This window comes from Burkholderia sp. BDU5, from assembly GCF_001522845.1.
In the GTDB taxonomy this organism is placed as follows: Bacteria; Pseudomonadota; Gammaproteobacteria; order Burkholderiales; family Burkholderiaceae; genus Burkholderia; species Burkholderia mayonis.
The window spans coordinates 13,723-29,397 of the sequence record NZ_LOWC01000007.1 but is presented as its reverse complement, the minus strand read 5'-3'; the positions used below and the strand labels follow the sequence as shown (position 1 = coordinate 29,397).

Here is a 15,675-nt window from a genome sequence, read left to right as displayed (position 1 = left end):
GTCAGCGCCCGCGCCCGGAGGCCGCCGGGGCTTCGATCTTCGGCGGCGGCGTCTGGATCAGGACCGTGAACGGCGTGGCTTCCTGCGCTTCGTAACACCGCACGAGCGCGACCTGATGCGGACACGACGCTGCCATTCGTCGTCAGCTGCACGCCGCGGCTCGTGCGCAGATCGTCGGCGAGCCGCATGCCTTCCAGCAACTGGCCGCCTGTGATTTGCGCATACGGCGTGTTGCAGCCGAGCGTCGCCGGATCCTTCGCGAGCGCGGCGAAACGATCGACGACTTGCGGGTCGTAGCGCATGCCGGCCTGCGACTTGATGAGCGCAATCGCCTGTTCGGACTGCATGCGTTGGTTGACGCCGCCGCCGCGCTGCAGCCCTTCGTAGTCGCGCGCGACCGCGAGGATGCGCGCGCCGAGCGGGATGTCGTCGCCCGTGAGGCCGTCCGGCGCGCCGCGGCCGTTGAAGCGCTCGTACTGGTGGCGAATGATGTGCGCGACCTGATTGAGCTGCGCGACGGGCGTGAGCACCAGCTGCGCGCGCAGCGGATGCTGATGGAACTGCCGGCTTTCTTCCGCGCTCATCCGGTCGATCGATTTGTGCAGCAGCTCGTCCGGCAGCAACAGCTTGCCGATCCCGTGCAGCAGGCCGGCGAAATGGAGATCCTGCGCCGATCCTGCGCCTGCAGCGCGCTCATGTCGAGCGCGAGCTGCTTCGCGAGCTCGCCGATACGCCGCGATTCGCCGCCCTTCACGCCGCAGCGCAGCTCGATCATGTTCGCGCCGACCTGGATCATCGTCATGAAATTGCGCTTCAGGTCGCGCTGCGCGTCTTCGAGGAACAGCACGGTCTGCTGGATTTTCGCGGTGCGCGCGTGCACCTGCGCTTCGAGCGCGGTGCTGAGCGCGACGAGCTCCTCGTTTTGCTTCTACGTGAGCGCGAAGAGGCGCGCGGTCTCCTGGCGCAGCCGCCGCTGCTCGAGCGCCTGCTTGACCGCGAGCAGCAGGTCGTGGTCGTCCCACGGCTTGTTCAGATAACGGTACACGCCGTCCTCGTTGATCGCGCTCACGACCGCGTCGATTTCCGAGTAGCCCGTCAGCACGATGCGCATCGCATCCGGATGGAGCGTCTGCGCGCGAGCGAGACATTCGGCGCCCGTCGTGCCCGGCATCCGTATATCGGAGATGATGAGATCGACTTCGCCGGCTGCGAGCACGTCGAGCGCGGCCGCGCCGCTCTCGACCGTGACGACCTGATAGCGCGCCGTGCGCAGCAGACGCTTGAGCGCCGACAGGATGCTCGGCTCGTCGTCGACGATCAGGATCGCGGGCGCGGCCGGCGCATTGCAGGATGCGCCGGCGAACGCGTGCGATGCATCCGGCGCGATGGACGTTATCGATTCCTCGGATCCGGTATTCACGAAGCCTCCGCTTCATTTTTTTCATATTGGATTCCTTGCGATATCGGCGCTCAGCCATTCGTTTTTGAGCGAAAAAGCGGGGCGTTAGCGTATCTACCTAGATAGCGCAAGCGGTGCCGCGGCCGGCGTTACGCGCGTTCGGTGCGCGTGCCTCGAAAGAATCGTCGCGAATGTTTCCGAGCGTGTATCGGCGATCGCGCGATGTCGATGCGAATGCCGCAAGCGAGGCCCGCGTGCGCCGCCGCTCGCGCGACGAGCGAACCGACGCGTCGACGCGCTAATAACAATGATTGGATTCGATCGGGTTTACAGCGCCGTGTAAAAGATGCGCGTATCGGCGCCGCCGCTTTCCATCGCAAGAAAATTTTGCCCGATGGGCGCGCGCATATCGCGTCGATAGCGAACGCAAAGAGCACGCACACGATGTTTGCGCGCACGTTGCACAGGCTCGCGCGGCCTATTGTCTTACCTCCCGTTACACAAGCGACACCATCGTTTCACCTCGATTGCGACGTGCCTCCTAGAATGGATTGGACGGGTTGCGCCGCATCCGAGTCCATGGCCGGTGTGCTCGCGGCGAAGGCATCGAACGCATCGAACGCTTCGCCGCCCCCGGCCCGCAGCACCGCAGCCCGGTTCGTCGATCCGTTGATGAATTTCAACTTAAGGAGAACGTATGACTCGCCGCTCTACTTTATCGCTCGTCGGTGCATGTGCCGCCGGTCTGTTCGTCTTCGTGGCCGCCGCATCCGCGCAGACGACTCCACCGACGCAGCCGCGCCCCGAGGCAGCCGCTGAAACCGGTACGAGGCTGCATGAAGCCGATCAAGCCTTCGTCACCGACGCGACGAAAGCCGTATCGACGCAGCGCGATGCCGCACGCATCGCGACGTCGCGCTCGAGCGATCGCGCCGTGAAGGCATTCGCGGAACGCGTCGCGAGCGACAACGAGAAGCTGTCGCAGACGCTGCGCGCCGCGAGCCCGCGCGGCGTCGACGTGCCGCACAACGATCCCGATCCCGCCGTGCTCGACAGCATCAAGAATCTGCGCGGCGACGCGTTCGACAAGGCGTACATCGAGCAGGTCGCACTCGACGGCAACCGCAAGTCGCTGTCGGTGTTCCAGGCCGAAATCGCGTCGGGCCGCAACGAGCAGCTGAAGAATGCTGCGCGCAAGGGCCTGCCGGTGATCCAGGCGCATTATCAGCAGGCTCGGGAGCTCGCGGGCCGCAAGCACCTGCCGGGCGACGCATCGCAGTGACGGCGGTCGTTCGCGCGACGTCGTCGCGCTTGCGATAGCGAAAGCGCGTACGGCGCATCCGTTCGATGCGCGCTGCATATGCGGCGCATCGGGCGGCAAACGGATAGGCGGCGCGTAAGCGCCGCCTGTTTCGTATCGAGCGTGCGCCGATTCTCCCGCGCCGTCCCGTTCAGAACGTCTGCCAATCCGTCTCGGCGACCGCCGCGACGGATGCAGGGGCGGCGCCGGCAATGCGCTCGCGCTCGCGAACGATGGAGCCGGCATCGCACGCGTCGCCCGCCGGTTCTGTTTGGCGGTCGTGCGAACTGCCGCCGCGGGCGCGATTGCCATTTGCGCCGGGCGCGCATCGCGCGGTCGCGCGGTCGCGCTCGCATTCGACCGGAACACGGCGACCGCATCGACGAGCCGTTGCGTCCGGTTCTTCAGATCGTCGGCGGCGGCCGCGATCTCGTCGAGGTGCTCGGGACCGCCGCGGTTCTCGACCTTCGCGACGACCTGCGGCGTCGCGCCGCCGATCAGCGCACGGATCGCGCGACGTGCGCCGCCGATTCGACGAAGCTGACGCCGACGAAATCGACGCCCGTTTCCTTCGCGAACGCAATCATCTCGCGGTCGCGCGGCGTAACGAGATCGTGGCCGAGGTCGATCTCGGGCACGTCGATGCCCTTGCGGCTCTTCAGCGTGCCGGCCGTCTCGGCGATTACGCGCACGTCCTGGCCGCGCACCGCGTCGACGACGAACGACAGCGCGCCGTCAGCCCAAGCAATTGCCGGTACAACTCCACGCTGTCCATCGCACGCCTCCCTTGCAGAACATGCGCGCCAGCGTACTACCGACCCACAGGAATGTCTGAAGAACCTTTTTATTTGGTGATAAACGAATCGGCCGGTACGTGGGCCGCGCCTGCTAGCGCGCCAGCCGGTCGAGCAGCGGCGACGAAAACACGCGCTGCGGATCGTAGCGGTCGAGCGTGCGCAGCGCCGCATCCCAGTTGTCGGCGGGCGACAGCCCCTGCCGGAACAGATCTGGAATCGTCGTTCCGATCATCGTGTCGTCGCTCCACGCGGCGGCGTCGGTGTAGCCCCAGCCCTTCGACCATTCCGGCCGCACGGTCGCATAGCCGCCGCTGTAGTTCGACAGCATCCAGCGCTCGATTTCGCGATAGAAGCGGTTCGCGTCGGGCGTGCCCGGCAACGTCAGGATGTCGAACCAGATCGCGGCGTTCCAGTCCGGATGGTCGGGCCGTGGCCGGATCGCGGACAGCGACGGCGCCGCCGCGCCCGGGCCGACATCGTCCGGCGAATCGACGCCCGTCACGCGGATCTCGACGGGACCGTTCATCGGATAGCTGCCAGTCTGGCGGTAGGCAGCGACCCGCTGCTGATAGAACTCGACGAACTCGTTGATCGCACGCTGCGCGTTCGCGCGGTTCGTCAATACGGCATAGCCGTTCGCGGTCACGCGCAGCGTCGTCGGCCGGACATACTGCAGCACCGAGCGCGACCAGCCCCAGAGATTCGTCAGCGGCTTGAAGATATTCGTCAGGCCGAGATAGGTGATCGCGTATTGCGTTTTTCCGAATAGCGGAGCCAATTGGATTTCGCCGTTCAATAAAATGCGGGTCACCAGGTCGGACAGTTCTTTCGATATCGAATCGGAAAACGGATAGTTGTAAGGCTGATCGACGGCGAGCGCGCCGGACGGCTGGTTCGGCCGAACGGTCCATACCTTCAGCCAGGGCCTGTCGGTGAACGGAAACCAGATCGCCTCGATCCGGCCCGAGCGCTGCAGGAACGACTCGACGGTCCGGCCCGGCGAGCCGGCCGGCGCGAACAGCTCCGACGAAGCGATGTCGACGAAGCTCTCGCATTGCAACCGTTGATTCGCGCCGACTTGCAGCGTTGCCTCGATGATGAACGCCCGGCCGAGATGCGTGAGGAACGGGCCGATGTCGGGATCGGTTCGCGCGAACGTACGGAGTGCGTAGCGGCCCGACGAAGCGTCATGGACGACCGCGGTCAGCGACACGACCGAGTTGCTGAGCGAACCGTACGTGTGTCCCGCCGGCCGCGTCTCGCCCGAGGCCGGCAGCGCGGTGCCGTGCGCGCCGATCGCGAGCGCGCCGCCGAGCGTGATATCGCCGGGCGCGGGGACGGCGGTCATCCCGAGCCCTTGCCGCTCGAGCGTCGCGAGCAGCGTGTCCATCGACACGCCCGCTTGTGCGGTGACGCGCGCGGGCTTCGTCGACACGTCGATCGACACCGACGTCAGATGCTTTGTCGTGTCGACGAGAATCGCGCGGACGTTCGCATCCTGGGCGGCTACCGTGAGCGGCGACCAGTTGTGCATGTAACCGCGCGGTCTCACGCGATAGCCGTTCGCCGCCGCCCAGCCGACGATCGCGACGACGTCGGCGGGCGTCGCGGGCGCGGCGGTCCACAGGTCCGCCACGGCGATCTCGCCGCTCCAGTTCTGGAACGCCTGCTTGTAGAGCGGAATGCTCGCCGGGAAATTCGGCGGCGCGGAGACGGAAGGCCGTGCATGCGCGGGAATCTGATAGATCGGCGTCCATCCGGCGACGACGCCCGCACCGGCAAGGCGCGCGATATCGCCGAGAAACGCGCGGCGACGATGACTGGGAGAATTGCCTCCGGTGGTCTTTTTCATGTTTTCTCTCGAAATATTATTGATTCTGCAACGAAGGAATGAAGCATTCTGTTTTGTTGAAATGCATTTCCCTATTTTTGCTGCGTGCTTATATTCGAGGATTGTTATTGTTTATTAAAAATATGTTATTGAATAATAAAAATTAATTAGATGATAAGCGGCGATGAAATCGCGTCAAGCAAATTGATTTTTCAGGCCGGGAGGAACGAAAGGCGGCGGGGCGGCGGAATCGCGCGGCCGCTGTGTCGCGGCCGCGCGAAGTGACATGGACGACGTGCGGCTGCGCGTTCGGCGGTGGCACGCGTGTCGACGGGAAGGGACCGGTGCGGGTGGAAAGCGCGCGGCGTGCGCCGCAAGCGAGCACGCGAAAGAGCGCGGCTCGCGCAGTCTGTGTTCAATCTTCACTTGTTTATTTACTTTTGGTGAAAGCTCATCAGATCGGCGACCTGACGTTCTTCGTGCTCGTCGCGCGCCACGGCAGCCTGTCCGCCGCCGCGCGCGTGCTCGACGTACGCTGCCCGCCGCGACGAAGCGGCTCGCCTTGCTCGAGAACCGGCTCGGCGCGCGGCTCGTCAATCGCACGACGCGCAGCTTCAGCCTGACGAGAGAAGGCGAGACCTACCTGCGCTACGCGACGCGCATCGTCGCCGACATCCGGCGGATGGAGGACGCGGTGCGCGCGAGCCGCCCGCCGCCGTGCGAGGCGGCCGCCGCGCGTGAGATAATTGTCGTTCCACCGCCAGCGATGATGCGGCCCCGCCGCACCCGATACGTTGAATCTCCTGCCCGTTTCCCTCGACCAGATCGACGATTTCGACGAGATCGTCGACGTCCGCACGCCGCTCGAATACGCGGAGGATCACATTCCGGGCGCGCTGAACGCGCCTGTCCTCAGCAACGAAGAGCGGGTGATCGTCGGCACGATGTACAAGCAGGTGTCGCCGTTCGAGGCGACGCGCGTCGGCGCGGCGATGGTCGCGCGCAACATCGCCGCGCATCTCGGCACGACGTTCGCCGACCGTCCGCGCAACTGGCGGCCGCTCATTTACTGCTGGCGCGGCGGCAAGCGCTCCGGGTCGATGACTGTCTGGTTCAACATGATCGGCTGGCGCGCGAGGCAGCTCGACGGCGGCTACAAGTCGTATCGCCGCTCGGTTGTCGATGCGCTCGGTCAGTTGCCGCCCGAATTTCGTTACGTCGTCCTGACGGGCAATACGGGGAGCGGCAAGACGCGGCTGCTGCATGCGCTCGCGCAGGCGGGCGCGCAGACGCTCGATCTCGAAGCGCTCGCCGCGCATCGCGGCTCGCTGCTCGGTGCGCTGCCGAGCAGCGAGCAACCGTCGCAGAAAGCGTTCGACACGGCGCTCGTCGGCGCGCTGCGCGGCTTCGGCCGCGAGCAACCCGTGTTCATCGAAGCGGAGAGCCGGCGCATCGGCGCGATCACGCTGCCGCTCGCGCTGCTGACCGGCATGCATGCGGCGGATTGCGTGAACGTCGAGACCGAACGCGACGAGCGCGTCGAGTTGCTGCTGCAAGACTACGGGCATCTGTTCGATCAGACCGCGTTCTTCAAGATCCAGCTCGAGAAGCTCGTGCCGATGCACGGCCACGCGCGAATTCGGAAGTGGCACCAGATGCTCGACCAAGGGCGGCGCGGCGAGTTGTTCGAAGAACTCGTCGACGTTCACTACGATCCCGCCTATACGCGCAGCAGCCGAGCGCATTTCGTTCGCCTGCCGCAGGCCGAGCACTTTCCGTTCAGGCCGACCGCGAGCGACGTCGTCGAACAGGCGAGGGCGTTGCTCGCGTATCTCGACGCGGCGGGCGCGAGCGCGTGTGGCAAGCGGGCTTGATGCGCACGTAGCACGCAGGCCGCTTGCACACGGTGCACGGCACGTGCTGCACGCGCTGGCGTCGTCGTGCGCCGCGCTTCGCGAGTCTTTTCTCCAGCGGCCATCGATGCCGCATGCGCGCCCGAGCGATCGGCTATCCTGACCGGCGGCATTCTATGCATGTTTCGAACACTCGCCTGAGCGATGCCTCGATGCGCATCCGCTCGATCGCGTCGCGCACGCATGCCAGCCCTTTCCGACTGTAGGCGGCGCCGATCAACGCTCGATCGTATCGCCGCCGTCCGGCGATGCCGGCTGTCCTTGCGCGTCGCTGCCGTGCTGCGCGGCAGGCGGCGCTGCGCGCTTGCCCGGATGATCGACGACGTGTTCGACCGCATGTTGCGCGGCCGGAACGGCCACGGTCGGAAAGATCACCGCGAGGGCGACCCACAGCACCACACCTGCAATCATGATCGATCTCCAGAAGATTCGTGCGGCGACGCGCGCATCGACGCGTGTCGTGCCATACGCTGCCGCGTGCGAACAGCGCATGCCGATGACGAGCAGCGATCGGCCGCCGTCACACGCGTCGCGTGGAGCCGCCGCACATGCTTTGCGCCGCGCAAGAGCGCTTCGATGCGTCCGCGAATCGCGCGCGCGATCAATCCGCTCGCGTCAGCATCACGCGAGCCGTGCGTACAACGGCGTGGGAACATGGGCTCGTTCCGCGCAACGCGCATGACGAGGGACTGCGATCACTGTACGAGCAACGTCGCCACGCTTCTTGATCGAACGCAATCGAAGCGGAAACGCTCGGAGTGCAGATCAATTCGAGAAGACGTTAGGCGTGTGCGTCGCCTTCGCCCCGGCGGAACACGCGTGCGTCGTCGTAGTAGTCATACAGACCGGCGAAGCGTCCCCAGTCGATTGCGACGCGCAGCGTATTCGCTGCATCGAAAGGATTCAGCCGGTCGAGCAGCTCGAGCTCGAAGCGCTCGCGGGGCGCCTGGTGGCCGGCGCGCTCGTCCAACACCTGACGGATGTGCGCCGCAAGCGGCACGAAATGTTCGAGATGCTCGCGAAAAAGCCGCTTGCGTTCGCTCGCGCTGCCCTGCGCATAGACGCGGCCCGCGGCCGTCAGCCGCAGCGCGCCGTCGTGCAGCTCGGCGAACTCGAGCACGTGCAGCGCGACCGCGAGCGGCAGCAAGTCGTTCATCGGCATCGCGAGCGCCGATGCGAGCCGCGGCAATTCCGCGCAGCCGTCGCGCGCATGCAGGACGAACGCATCGACGAAGCCGTCGAGTTGATGGCTCGACACGTTCGGCAGTCGTTGCGCGGGAACGCCTGGTTTGCCGTTTCGCGCGGCGACCGCATCGGCGATGCGCGTCGTGAGCGCCGCATAGATATCGTCGACGATGCGCTGCAGCTCCGGATCGAGCCGATTGCGCGGATAGCCGAGCGGAATCGGCACCTCGGCGAGGATGCGGCCCGGATGCGCGCCGAGCACGAGAATCCGGTCGCACATCAGCACCGCTTCTTCGATGTTGTGCGTGACCATCAGCACCGCGTCGATCGGCAACTGGCGCGCGTGCCACAGGTCGAGAAAATCGGTGCGCAGCGTGTCGGCGGTCAGCACGTCGAGCGCGGAGAACGGCTCGTCCATCAACAGCAGCGCCGGGTCGCCGACGAGCGCGCGCGCGAAGCCGACGCGCTGTCGCATGCCGCCCGACAGCTCGCGCGGATACGCGGACTCGAAGCCATCGAGGCCGATCAGCTCGATCGCCGACATCACGCGCTTGCGCGCTTCGTCCGGCGGCACGCGGATTGCATCGAGCCCGAGCTCGACGTTTTCGGCGACAGTGAGCCACGGATAGAGCGCGAAGGTCTGGAACACGACGCCGATGCCGGCGGCAGGGCCGTCGAGCGGCTCGCCGCGATATTCGACGCGCCCGGCGCTCGGCTTGACGAGCCCGGCCGCGATGCGCAGCAGCGTCGATTTGCCGGAGCCCGAGCGGCCGAGCAATCCGAGGATCTCGCCTTCATGGACCGTCAGGTCGATGTCGGCGAGCACGGGCAGCGGTTCGCCCGACGGCTTGGCGAACGACATGCTGATGCCGCGCAGCGCGATCACGGGCGCGCGCGCATCGTCGGCGGAGGCGGGCGGCGAAGCGGGGGCGGGGCGTGTCGGCGTGGACATGGCGGCACCTAGTCGAGACGGGAGCGGCGTTCCGCAAACGCATAGAGCGGCCGCCACATCAGACGATTCATCGCGATCACGAGCAGCGACATCGCGGCGACGCCGAGCGCGATCCGCGGATAGTCGCCCGCCGCGGTCATCCGCGCGACGTACGCGCCGAGTCCGGACGCGTCGAGCGTCGTGTGTCCCCAGCCGACGAGCTCCGACACGATGCTCGCGTTCCACGCGCCGCCCGACGCGGTGATCGCGCCCGTCACGTAGTACGGCAGGATGCCGGGCAGCACGACCTCGCGCCACCACGTCGGCGTGCGTACGCGCAGGCTCGCCGCTGCTTCTTTCAGATCGTCGGGGAACGCGGTCGCGCCGGCGATCACGTTGAAGAGGATGTACCACTGCGTGCCGAGGATCATCAGCGGACTAAGCCAGATCGCGGGTGTGAGCTCGAAGTGCGCGATCACGAACACGGCGAGCGGGAACAGCAGGTTCGCGGGAAACGCGGCGAGGAACTGCGCGATCGGCTGCACGAACGCGGTCGCGCGCGGCCGCAGGCCGATCAACACGCCGATCGGCACCCAGACGGCCGACGCGACGCCGATCAGCACGAGCACGCGCGCGAGCGTCAGCGCGCCGTTGCGCGCGACGTCGGCGACATCGGCCCACGCCAGCACGGGCGCCGCGAACCGGAAGAGCCCGATGCTCGCATAGACGATGCCTGCCGCGCACAGTGAAATCCAGATGACGCGGCCGATGCGCCGAGACAGCGAGCGCTCGTGCGCGGACAGCCGCACGCGAAGCGACAGACGGGTGCGCGCCGCGCGATGCAGCATCGCGCCGAGCGGCGTGCCGACGCGCTGCGGCAGGCTCGCGCGATGCAGCAGATCGAGCAGCCAGCTGCGCGGCGCGGGGCCGCTCACGGTCTGATCGCAGCGGAACTTGTGCGCCCATGCGACCATCGGTCTGAACAGCAACTGATCGTAGAGCACGATCGCGATCGTCATCGCGGCGATCGCATAGCCGACGGCGGGGAGATCGCGCTCGGCGATCGCGCGCGCGACGTACGCGCCGACGCCCGGCAACGCAATGTGCAGATCGCCGACCGAGATCGCTTCGGACGCGACGACGAAGAACCAGCCGCCCGACATCGACATCATCGCGTTCCATGCGAGGCCCGGCATCGCGAACGGCACTTCGAGCCGCCAGAAGCGCTGCCAGCCGGTTTGCCGCAGGCTGCGGCTCGCCTCGTCGAGATCGCGCGGCACCGTGCGCAGCGATTGATAGAAGCTGAACGCCATGTTCCAGGCCTGGCTCGTGAAGATCGCGAAGATTGCCGCGAGCTCCGCGCCGAACGTGGAGCCGGGCGTGATCGACAGGAAGAACACGACGGTGAACGACAGGTAGCCGAGAATCGGCACCGACTGCAGTACGTCGAGCAGCGGAATCAGCACGGCCTCCGCCGCGCGGCTCTTCGCGGCGAGGGTCGCGTACGCGAACGTGAACACGAACGACGCGCCGAGCGCGGCCAGCATCCGCAGCACGGTGCGCAGCGCGTAGCCCGGCAGCGCGAGCGGCGATAGCGAGATCGCTTCCGGCCGAGCGACGTCGAGCGGCAGCGCCATCTGACGAACGCCGGAGCCGAGCAGCACGATGAGCGCGAGCACGAGCAGCACCGCGGCCGCGTCGCGCCACCCGAGCGTGCGCAGGCGCCAGCGTCCGCCGGCAAGCAGGTCGACATGTTGCTCCACCTTAACCCCCGTGCGATTGGCCGCGCACCATCGTCGGCGAAAGCGCGGCGCGCGCGCTTGACGTGCATCAAGCGTCGCTGGCTTCGCGGCGTGCGATCCACTGCGCCGCGCATCGAAAAATAATGCGAACGCATGTGTGCGGATGGGGTTATTCGCACTGCAACTTCCGCGCGGAGCGCGTAAATTGAAAGAGACGCGCCGCTGCGTGAGCGACGGCGCGACCGCGGCCGCGATCGTTGATTCAACGCAATGTTCCGGCGAAACCGCGGTCGAGAATGATCGGACCAGCCGCCTTGCGCGGCGTCGCGCGACGGCCCGTCGCGAGCGGCGCGCACGCTCGGACGGCGGTCGTCCGGAGACGATTCATGCATCCTGCGAAGACGCCCTTTCTTGCCGTGCGGGATGCCGCTCGCCCGTTGCACGGCAATTCGGCCGATTTCGACGAATTGATCGACATGACGACCGATGCCGACGTGATGCTGCTCGGCGAGGCGACGCACGGCACGACCGAGTTCTATCGGATGCGCGCGCAGATCACCGCGCGGCTCGTCGACGAATGCGGTTTCGACACCATTGCGATCGAGGGCGACTGGCCCGATGCATGGCGCGTGAATCGCTATGTGCAGGGCGACGCCGCGATCGGCGACGCCGACGCGGCGCTCGCGGACTTTACGCGTTTTCCCGTATGGATGTGGCGCAATCGTCCGATGCGCGAATTCGTCGGCTGGTTGCGCGATCACAATGCGACGCTGCCGCGCGAATCGCGGGTCGGCGTCTACGGGCTCGATCTATACAGCCTGTACCGGTCGGCGGATGCGGTGATCCGCTATCTCGACGACGTCGATCCCGACCAGGCAGAACTCGCGCGGCGGCGCTACGCGGCGCTCGATCACGTGCGCGAGCCGAGCGCATACGGCTATGCGGTCGCAACGGGCGCACGGCCCGCCGCGACCGCCGATGCGGTCACGCAATTGCTGCAGCTTCGCTCGAGCGAAGCGGCTTATCTCGCGCAAGACGGCATCGACGCGCTCGATGCGCAGTTTTTCGCGGAACGCAATGCGCAAGTCGTCGTCAACGCGGAGACCTACTACCGCGCGATGTTCGGGCCGCGCGCGAACATGTGGAATCTGCGCGATTCGCACATGCGCGATACGCTGTTCGCGCTGCGCCGCTATCGCGCGCGGCGCGGCGGCACGGGACGCGCGGTCGTCTGGGCGCACAACTCGCACGTCGGCGACGCGCGCGCGACCGCGATGCATCTGCGCGGCGAATGGACGCTCGGCCAGCTCGTGCGTCAGTCGCTCGGCGAACGCGCGCTGTCGATCGGCTTCACCGCCTATACCGGCCACGTGTCGGCTGCGTCGCACTGGGACGGCGACGTCGAGCAGAAATGGATGCGTCCCGCGCTGCACGACAGCTACGAACACCTTTTCCATACGACCGGGCTCGATCGTTTCTTCCTGTCGCTGCGCGAAACCGTCGCGCAGCCGCTCGGCGAAGCGCTGCTCGAGCGCGCGATCGGCGTGATCTATCTGCCGGAGACGGAGCGCGACAGTCATTACTTCATGTCGTCGATCACCGGGCAGTTCGACGCGCTGTTCCATCTCGACGAGACGAGCCCGCTCGAACCGCTCGCGCCGCCCGATGTGTGGCATCCGCGCGAGAAGCCGGTGCCGGCGTCGTGACGGCGACGCAGGCATGGAGAATGCAATGCAGACGCAAGAAGTACGGATACCTATCGGAAAAGTCGAATTGAACGGCATCCTCGCGACGCCCGAGCATGCGCCGGGAATCGTCGTGTTCGCGCACGGCAGCGGCAGCAGCCGGTTGAGTCCGCGCAACCAGGAAGTCGCGGCGGTGTTGCAGCGCGCGGGCCTCGCGACGCTGCTGTTCGATCTGCTGACGGTGGAAGAGCAGCGGCGCGACGCGGTGACGGCCGAGTACCGGTTCGCGATCGCGTTCCTCGCGCGCCGGCTCGTCAGCGCGCTCGACTGGCTGCACGAGCGGCCGCACGTCGGCGAGCTGCCCGTCGGCCTGTTCGGCGCGAGCACGGGCGCGGCGGCGGCGCTGATTGCGGCCAACTCGCGCGCTCGCGCCGTGCGAGCGGTCGTCTCGCGCGGCGGCCGCCCCGATCTCGCGGGCGACGCGCTGCCGCGCGTGCGTGTGCCGACGCTCCTCATCGTCGGCGAGCGCGATGAGGAAGTGATCCGGCTGAACCGTCTCGCGGCCGGCTGGCTCATCGGCGAGTCGAAGCTCGTCATCGTGCCGGGCGCGACGCATCTGTTCGAGGAGCCGGGCACGCTCGACGAAGTCGCACGCCTCGCGGCCGACTGGTTCGTCGCGCATCTCGGCGGCGACCGGGAGGCGCACAAGCGGAGCCGAAGATGACGAACCCCGCTCGCGACGGCGTGTTGCTGACCGACTTGTACGAATTCACGATGCTGCAGTCGTATTTCGATTGCGGGATGAACGATACGGCGACGTTCGAGTTCTTCGTTCGCAAGCTGCCCGAGCATCGCAACTTCCTGGTGGCGGCGGGTCTCGAACAGGTGCTCGACTATCTCGCGGGCCTGAAGCTCGACGCCGACGAAATCGACGGGCTCGCGAGCACAGGGCTTTTCAGCGACAGGTTTCTCGCGTCGCTCGAATCGCTGCGCTTCACCGGTTCGGTCCACGCGATGCGCGAGGGCACGGTGTTCTTCATCGACGAGCCGATCCTGCAGATCACCGCGCCGCTGCGCGAAGCGCAACTGATCGAGAGCCGCGTGATGAACCTGCTGCATTTCGAGTCGATCGTCGCGAGCAAGGCTGCGCGCGCAGTGCTTGCGGCGCCGGGCAAGACGCTGGTCGACTTCGGGCTGCGTCGCGCGCACGGCGCGGAAGCGGCGCTGCTGTCGGCCCGTGCGAGCTATATCGCGGGCTTCACCGGCACCGCGACGCTGCTCGCCGGCCTGCGCTACGGCATTCCCGTGTACGGTACGATGGCGCATTCGTACGTGCAGGCGCACGACAGCGAGTCGCTCGCGTTCGAGCATTTCGCACGTTCGTTCCCGCGCAACGCGATGCTGCTGATCGACACATACGACACCGAAGCGGCCGCGTACAAGGTGATCGACGTCGCGAAGAAGCTCGCTCGCGACGGCGTCGAGGTGAAAGGCGTGCGGCTCGACAGCGGAGATCTCGCGCAGCACGCGATGCGAGTGCGCGCGATTCTCGATCGCGCAGGCCTGCGGCAGGTGACGATCTTCGCAAGCGGCAATCTCGACGAATACAAGCTGGAAGCGCTGATCGGAAAGGGTGCGCCGATCGACGGCTTCGGCGTCGGGACGCGGATGAACACGTCGGCGGACGCGCCATATGCGGATTGCGCGTACAAGCTGACCGAGTACGCGGGCGTGCCGCGCCGCAAGCGCTCGGAGGGCAAGGCGACGTGGCCGGGACGCAAGCAGGTGTACCGCCGCTGTCGCGACGACGGCGCTTTCGATGGCGACAGTCTCGCGCTGCGTGACGAAGCGCATCCGGGCGTCGCGTTGCTCGAGCCATTCGTGATCGACGGCGAGCGCGTTGCATCGTTGCCGAGCCTGGCCGACGTGCGCGCGCACGCGCGCGGCCAGCTCGACGCGCTGCCCGCGGCGCTGCGCGATCTCGCGCACGCGGCCGATTATCCGGTCGCCGTGACCGACGCGCTCACCGCGCTCGCGCAACGGATCGACGCGCAGACGGCGGGCGATGCGCACACATAGTGCGACGTTCCGTGCGTCGCGCGTCGACGCACATTCCTGCATGCAAGCGCATGCAATCGAACGAGCCGCGGCATCGCGAGGATGTCGATCGCGACGCGGCGAAGGAGGCGTGATGAACGATTATTTTCGCGATCGCGTCGATGCGGGCAGGCAGCTCGCCGCGCATCTCGCCGATTATGCGAACCGCAGCGACGTCATCGTGCTCGCACTGCCGCGCGGCGGCGTGCCGGTCGCGTACGAAGTCGCGAAGGCGCTGCACGTGAAGCTCGACGTGCTGATCGTCAGGAAGCTCGGCGCGCCCGGCAATCCGGAACTGGCGATGGGCGCGATCGCGACGGGCGGCGTCGTGCTGCTCGAGCAATCGGTGCTGCGCGCGATGCACGTGTCCGAACGCGAGCTCGCCGACACGATCGCGCGCGAGCGCGACGAACTTGCACGGCGCGAGGCCGCGTATCGCGGCGATCACGCGCCGCCCGACGTCGAAGGCCGGACCGTGATCGTCGTCGACGACGGGATCGCGACGGGCTCGACGATGCTCGCCGCAATCGAAGCGGTGCGTGAGCGCAAGCCGGCGAAGCTCGTCGCGGCGGTGCCGGTCGCATCGCCGAGCAGCGCAGAGAAGGTAAAGGCGGCGGCGGACGCGATCGTCTGCGTGATGCGGCCGGACTGGCTGATGGGCATCGGCCAGTTCTATCGGGACTTCGATCAGACGAGCGACGACGAGGTGCGGGCGCTGCTCGGCCGCGCGCGCAAGTGGGAGCGGCCGGGCGAAGGAGATGCTTCGACGGCCGGCCCCGACTGAATGCGGCCGGC

The 15,675-nt window shown here is 67.0% G+C and carries 12 protein-coding genes and 2 pseudogenes; 7 read left to right on the top strand and 7 right to left on the bottom strand.

All coding sequences use genetic code 11. The features are described 5' to 3' along the window. Window position 1: 1 nt before the first annotated feature. Window positions 2–1,420: pseudogene (locus WS69_RS01510) on the bottom strand (HD domain-containing phosphohydrolase). Window positions 1,421–1,917: 497 nt separating this feature from the next. Next, window positions 1,918–2,082, bottom strand: coding sequence for a hypothetical protein (locus WS69_RS32840; RefSeq protein WP_156437897.1), 165 nt, complete (start codon window positions 2,080–2,082; stop codon window positions 1,918–1,920). Between the two features lie 14 nt (window positions 2,083–2,096). On the opposite strand from WS69_RS32840, the gene WS69_RS01505 reads away from it, so the two are divergent. Then, the gene (locus WS69_RS01505; RefSeq protein WP_059469072.1) at window positions 2,097–2,681 is read left to right on the top strand and encodes a DUF4142 domain-containing protein; all 585 of its coding nucleotides are present in this window, start codon (window positions 2,097–2,099) and stop codon (window positions 2,679–2,681) included. Window positions 2,682–3,196: 515 nt separating this feature from the next. Here WS69_RS01505 and WS69_RS34430 read toward each other — a convergent pair. Next, a complete protein-coding gene (locus WS69_RS34430; protein WP_231747052.1) occupies window positions 3,197–3,391 on the bottom strand; it encodes a pyruvate kinase in 195 nt (64 codons plus the stop codon). 196 nt (window positions 3,392–3,587) lie between these two features. Beyond that, window positions 3,588–5,348 carry a cholesterol oxidase substrate-binding domain-containing protein gene (locus WS69_RS01490; RefSeq protein ID WP_059469069.1) on the bottom strand — a complete coding sequence of 587 codons (1,761 nt, stop codon included), beginning with the start codon at window positions 5,346–5,348 and terminating at the stop codon, window positions 3,588–3,590. 422 nt (window positions 5,349–5,770) lie between these two features. On the opposite strand from WS69_RS01490, the pseudogene WS69_RS32835 reads away from it, so the two are divergent. Beyond that, window positions 5,771–6,045: pseudogene (locus tag WS69_RS32835) on the top strand (LysR family transcriptional regulator); the annotation flags it as partial. Window positions 6,046–6,121: 76 nt separating this feature from the next. Continuing rightward, on the top strand, window positions 6,122–7,201 hold the full coding sequence (gene mnmH / locus WS69_RS01480) for a tRNA 2-selenouridine(34) synthase MnmH (protein ID WP_059469067.1): 1,080 nt from the start codon (window positions 6,122–6,124) through the stop codon (window positions 7,199–7,201). 255 nt (window positions 7,202–7,456) lie between these two features. Here mnmH and WS69_RS01475 read toward each other — a convergent pair whose 3' ends face one another. The 3 genes from WS69_RS01475 to WS69_RS01465 all read right to left on the bottom strand — a co-directional run bounded on the left by WS69_RS01475 (window position 7,457) and on the right by WS69_RS01465 (window position 11,119). After that, window positions 7,457–7,651: a hypothetical protein gene (locus WS69_RS01475; RefSeq protein WP_059469131.1), complete on the bottom strand. Its 195-nt coding sequence runs from the start codon at window positions 7,649–7,651 to the stop codon at window positions 7,457–7,459. Window positions 7,652–8,021: 370 nt separating this feature from the next. Next, window positions 8,022–9,377: an ABC transporter ATP-binding protein gene (locus tag WS69_RS01470; RefSeq protein ID WP_059469066.1), complete on the bottom strand. Its 1,356-nt coding sequence runs from the start codon at window positions 9,375–9,377 to the stop codon at window positions 8,022–8,024. Window positions 9,378–9,385: 8 nt separating this feature from the next. Further along, the gene (locus tag WS69_RS01465; protein WP_059469065.1) at window positions 9,386–11,119 is read right to left on the bottom strand and encodes an ABC transporter permease; all 1,734 of its coding nucleotides are present in this window, start codon (window positions 11,117–11,119) and stop codon (window positions 9,386–9,388) included. 365 nt (window positions 11,120–11,484) lie between these two features. On the opposite strand from WS69_RS01465, the gene WS69_RS01460 reads away from it, so the two are divergent. The 4 genes from WS69_RS01460 (at window position 11,485) to WS69_RS01445 (ending at window position 15,664) form a co-directional block, all read left to right on the top strand. Continuing rightward, on the top strand, window positions 11,485–12,804 hold the full coding sequence (locus WS69_RS01460; RefSeq protein WP_059469130.1) for an erythromycin esterase family protein: 1,320 nt from the start codon (window positions 11,485–11,487) through the stop codon (window positions 12,802–12,804). Between the two features lie 25 nt (window positions 12,805–12,829). Beyond that, a complete protein-coding gene (locus WS69_RS01455; RefSeq protein ID WP_059469129.1) occupies window positions 12,830–13,507 on the top strand; it encodes a dienelactone hydrolase family protein in 678 nt (225 codons plus the stop codon). After that, window positions 13,504–14,862, top strand: coding sequence for a nicotinate phosphoribosyltransferase (locus WS69_RS01450; RefSeq protein WP_059469064.1), 1,359 nt, complete (start codon window positions 13,504–13,506; stop codon window positions 14,860–14,862). The genes WS69_RS01455 and WS69_RS01450 overlap by 4 nt, the downstream gene beginning before the upstream one ends. A 112-nt stretch (window positions 14,863–14,974) precedes the next feature. Then, window positions 14,975–15,664, top strand: a complete 690-nt coding sequence (locus tag WS69_RS01445) for a phosphoribosyltransferase (RefSeq protein WP_059469063.1) — start codon at window positions 14,975–14,977, stop codon at window positions 15,662–15,664. Window positions 15,665–15,675: the final 11 nt, after the last annotated feature.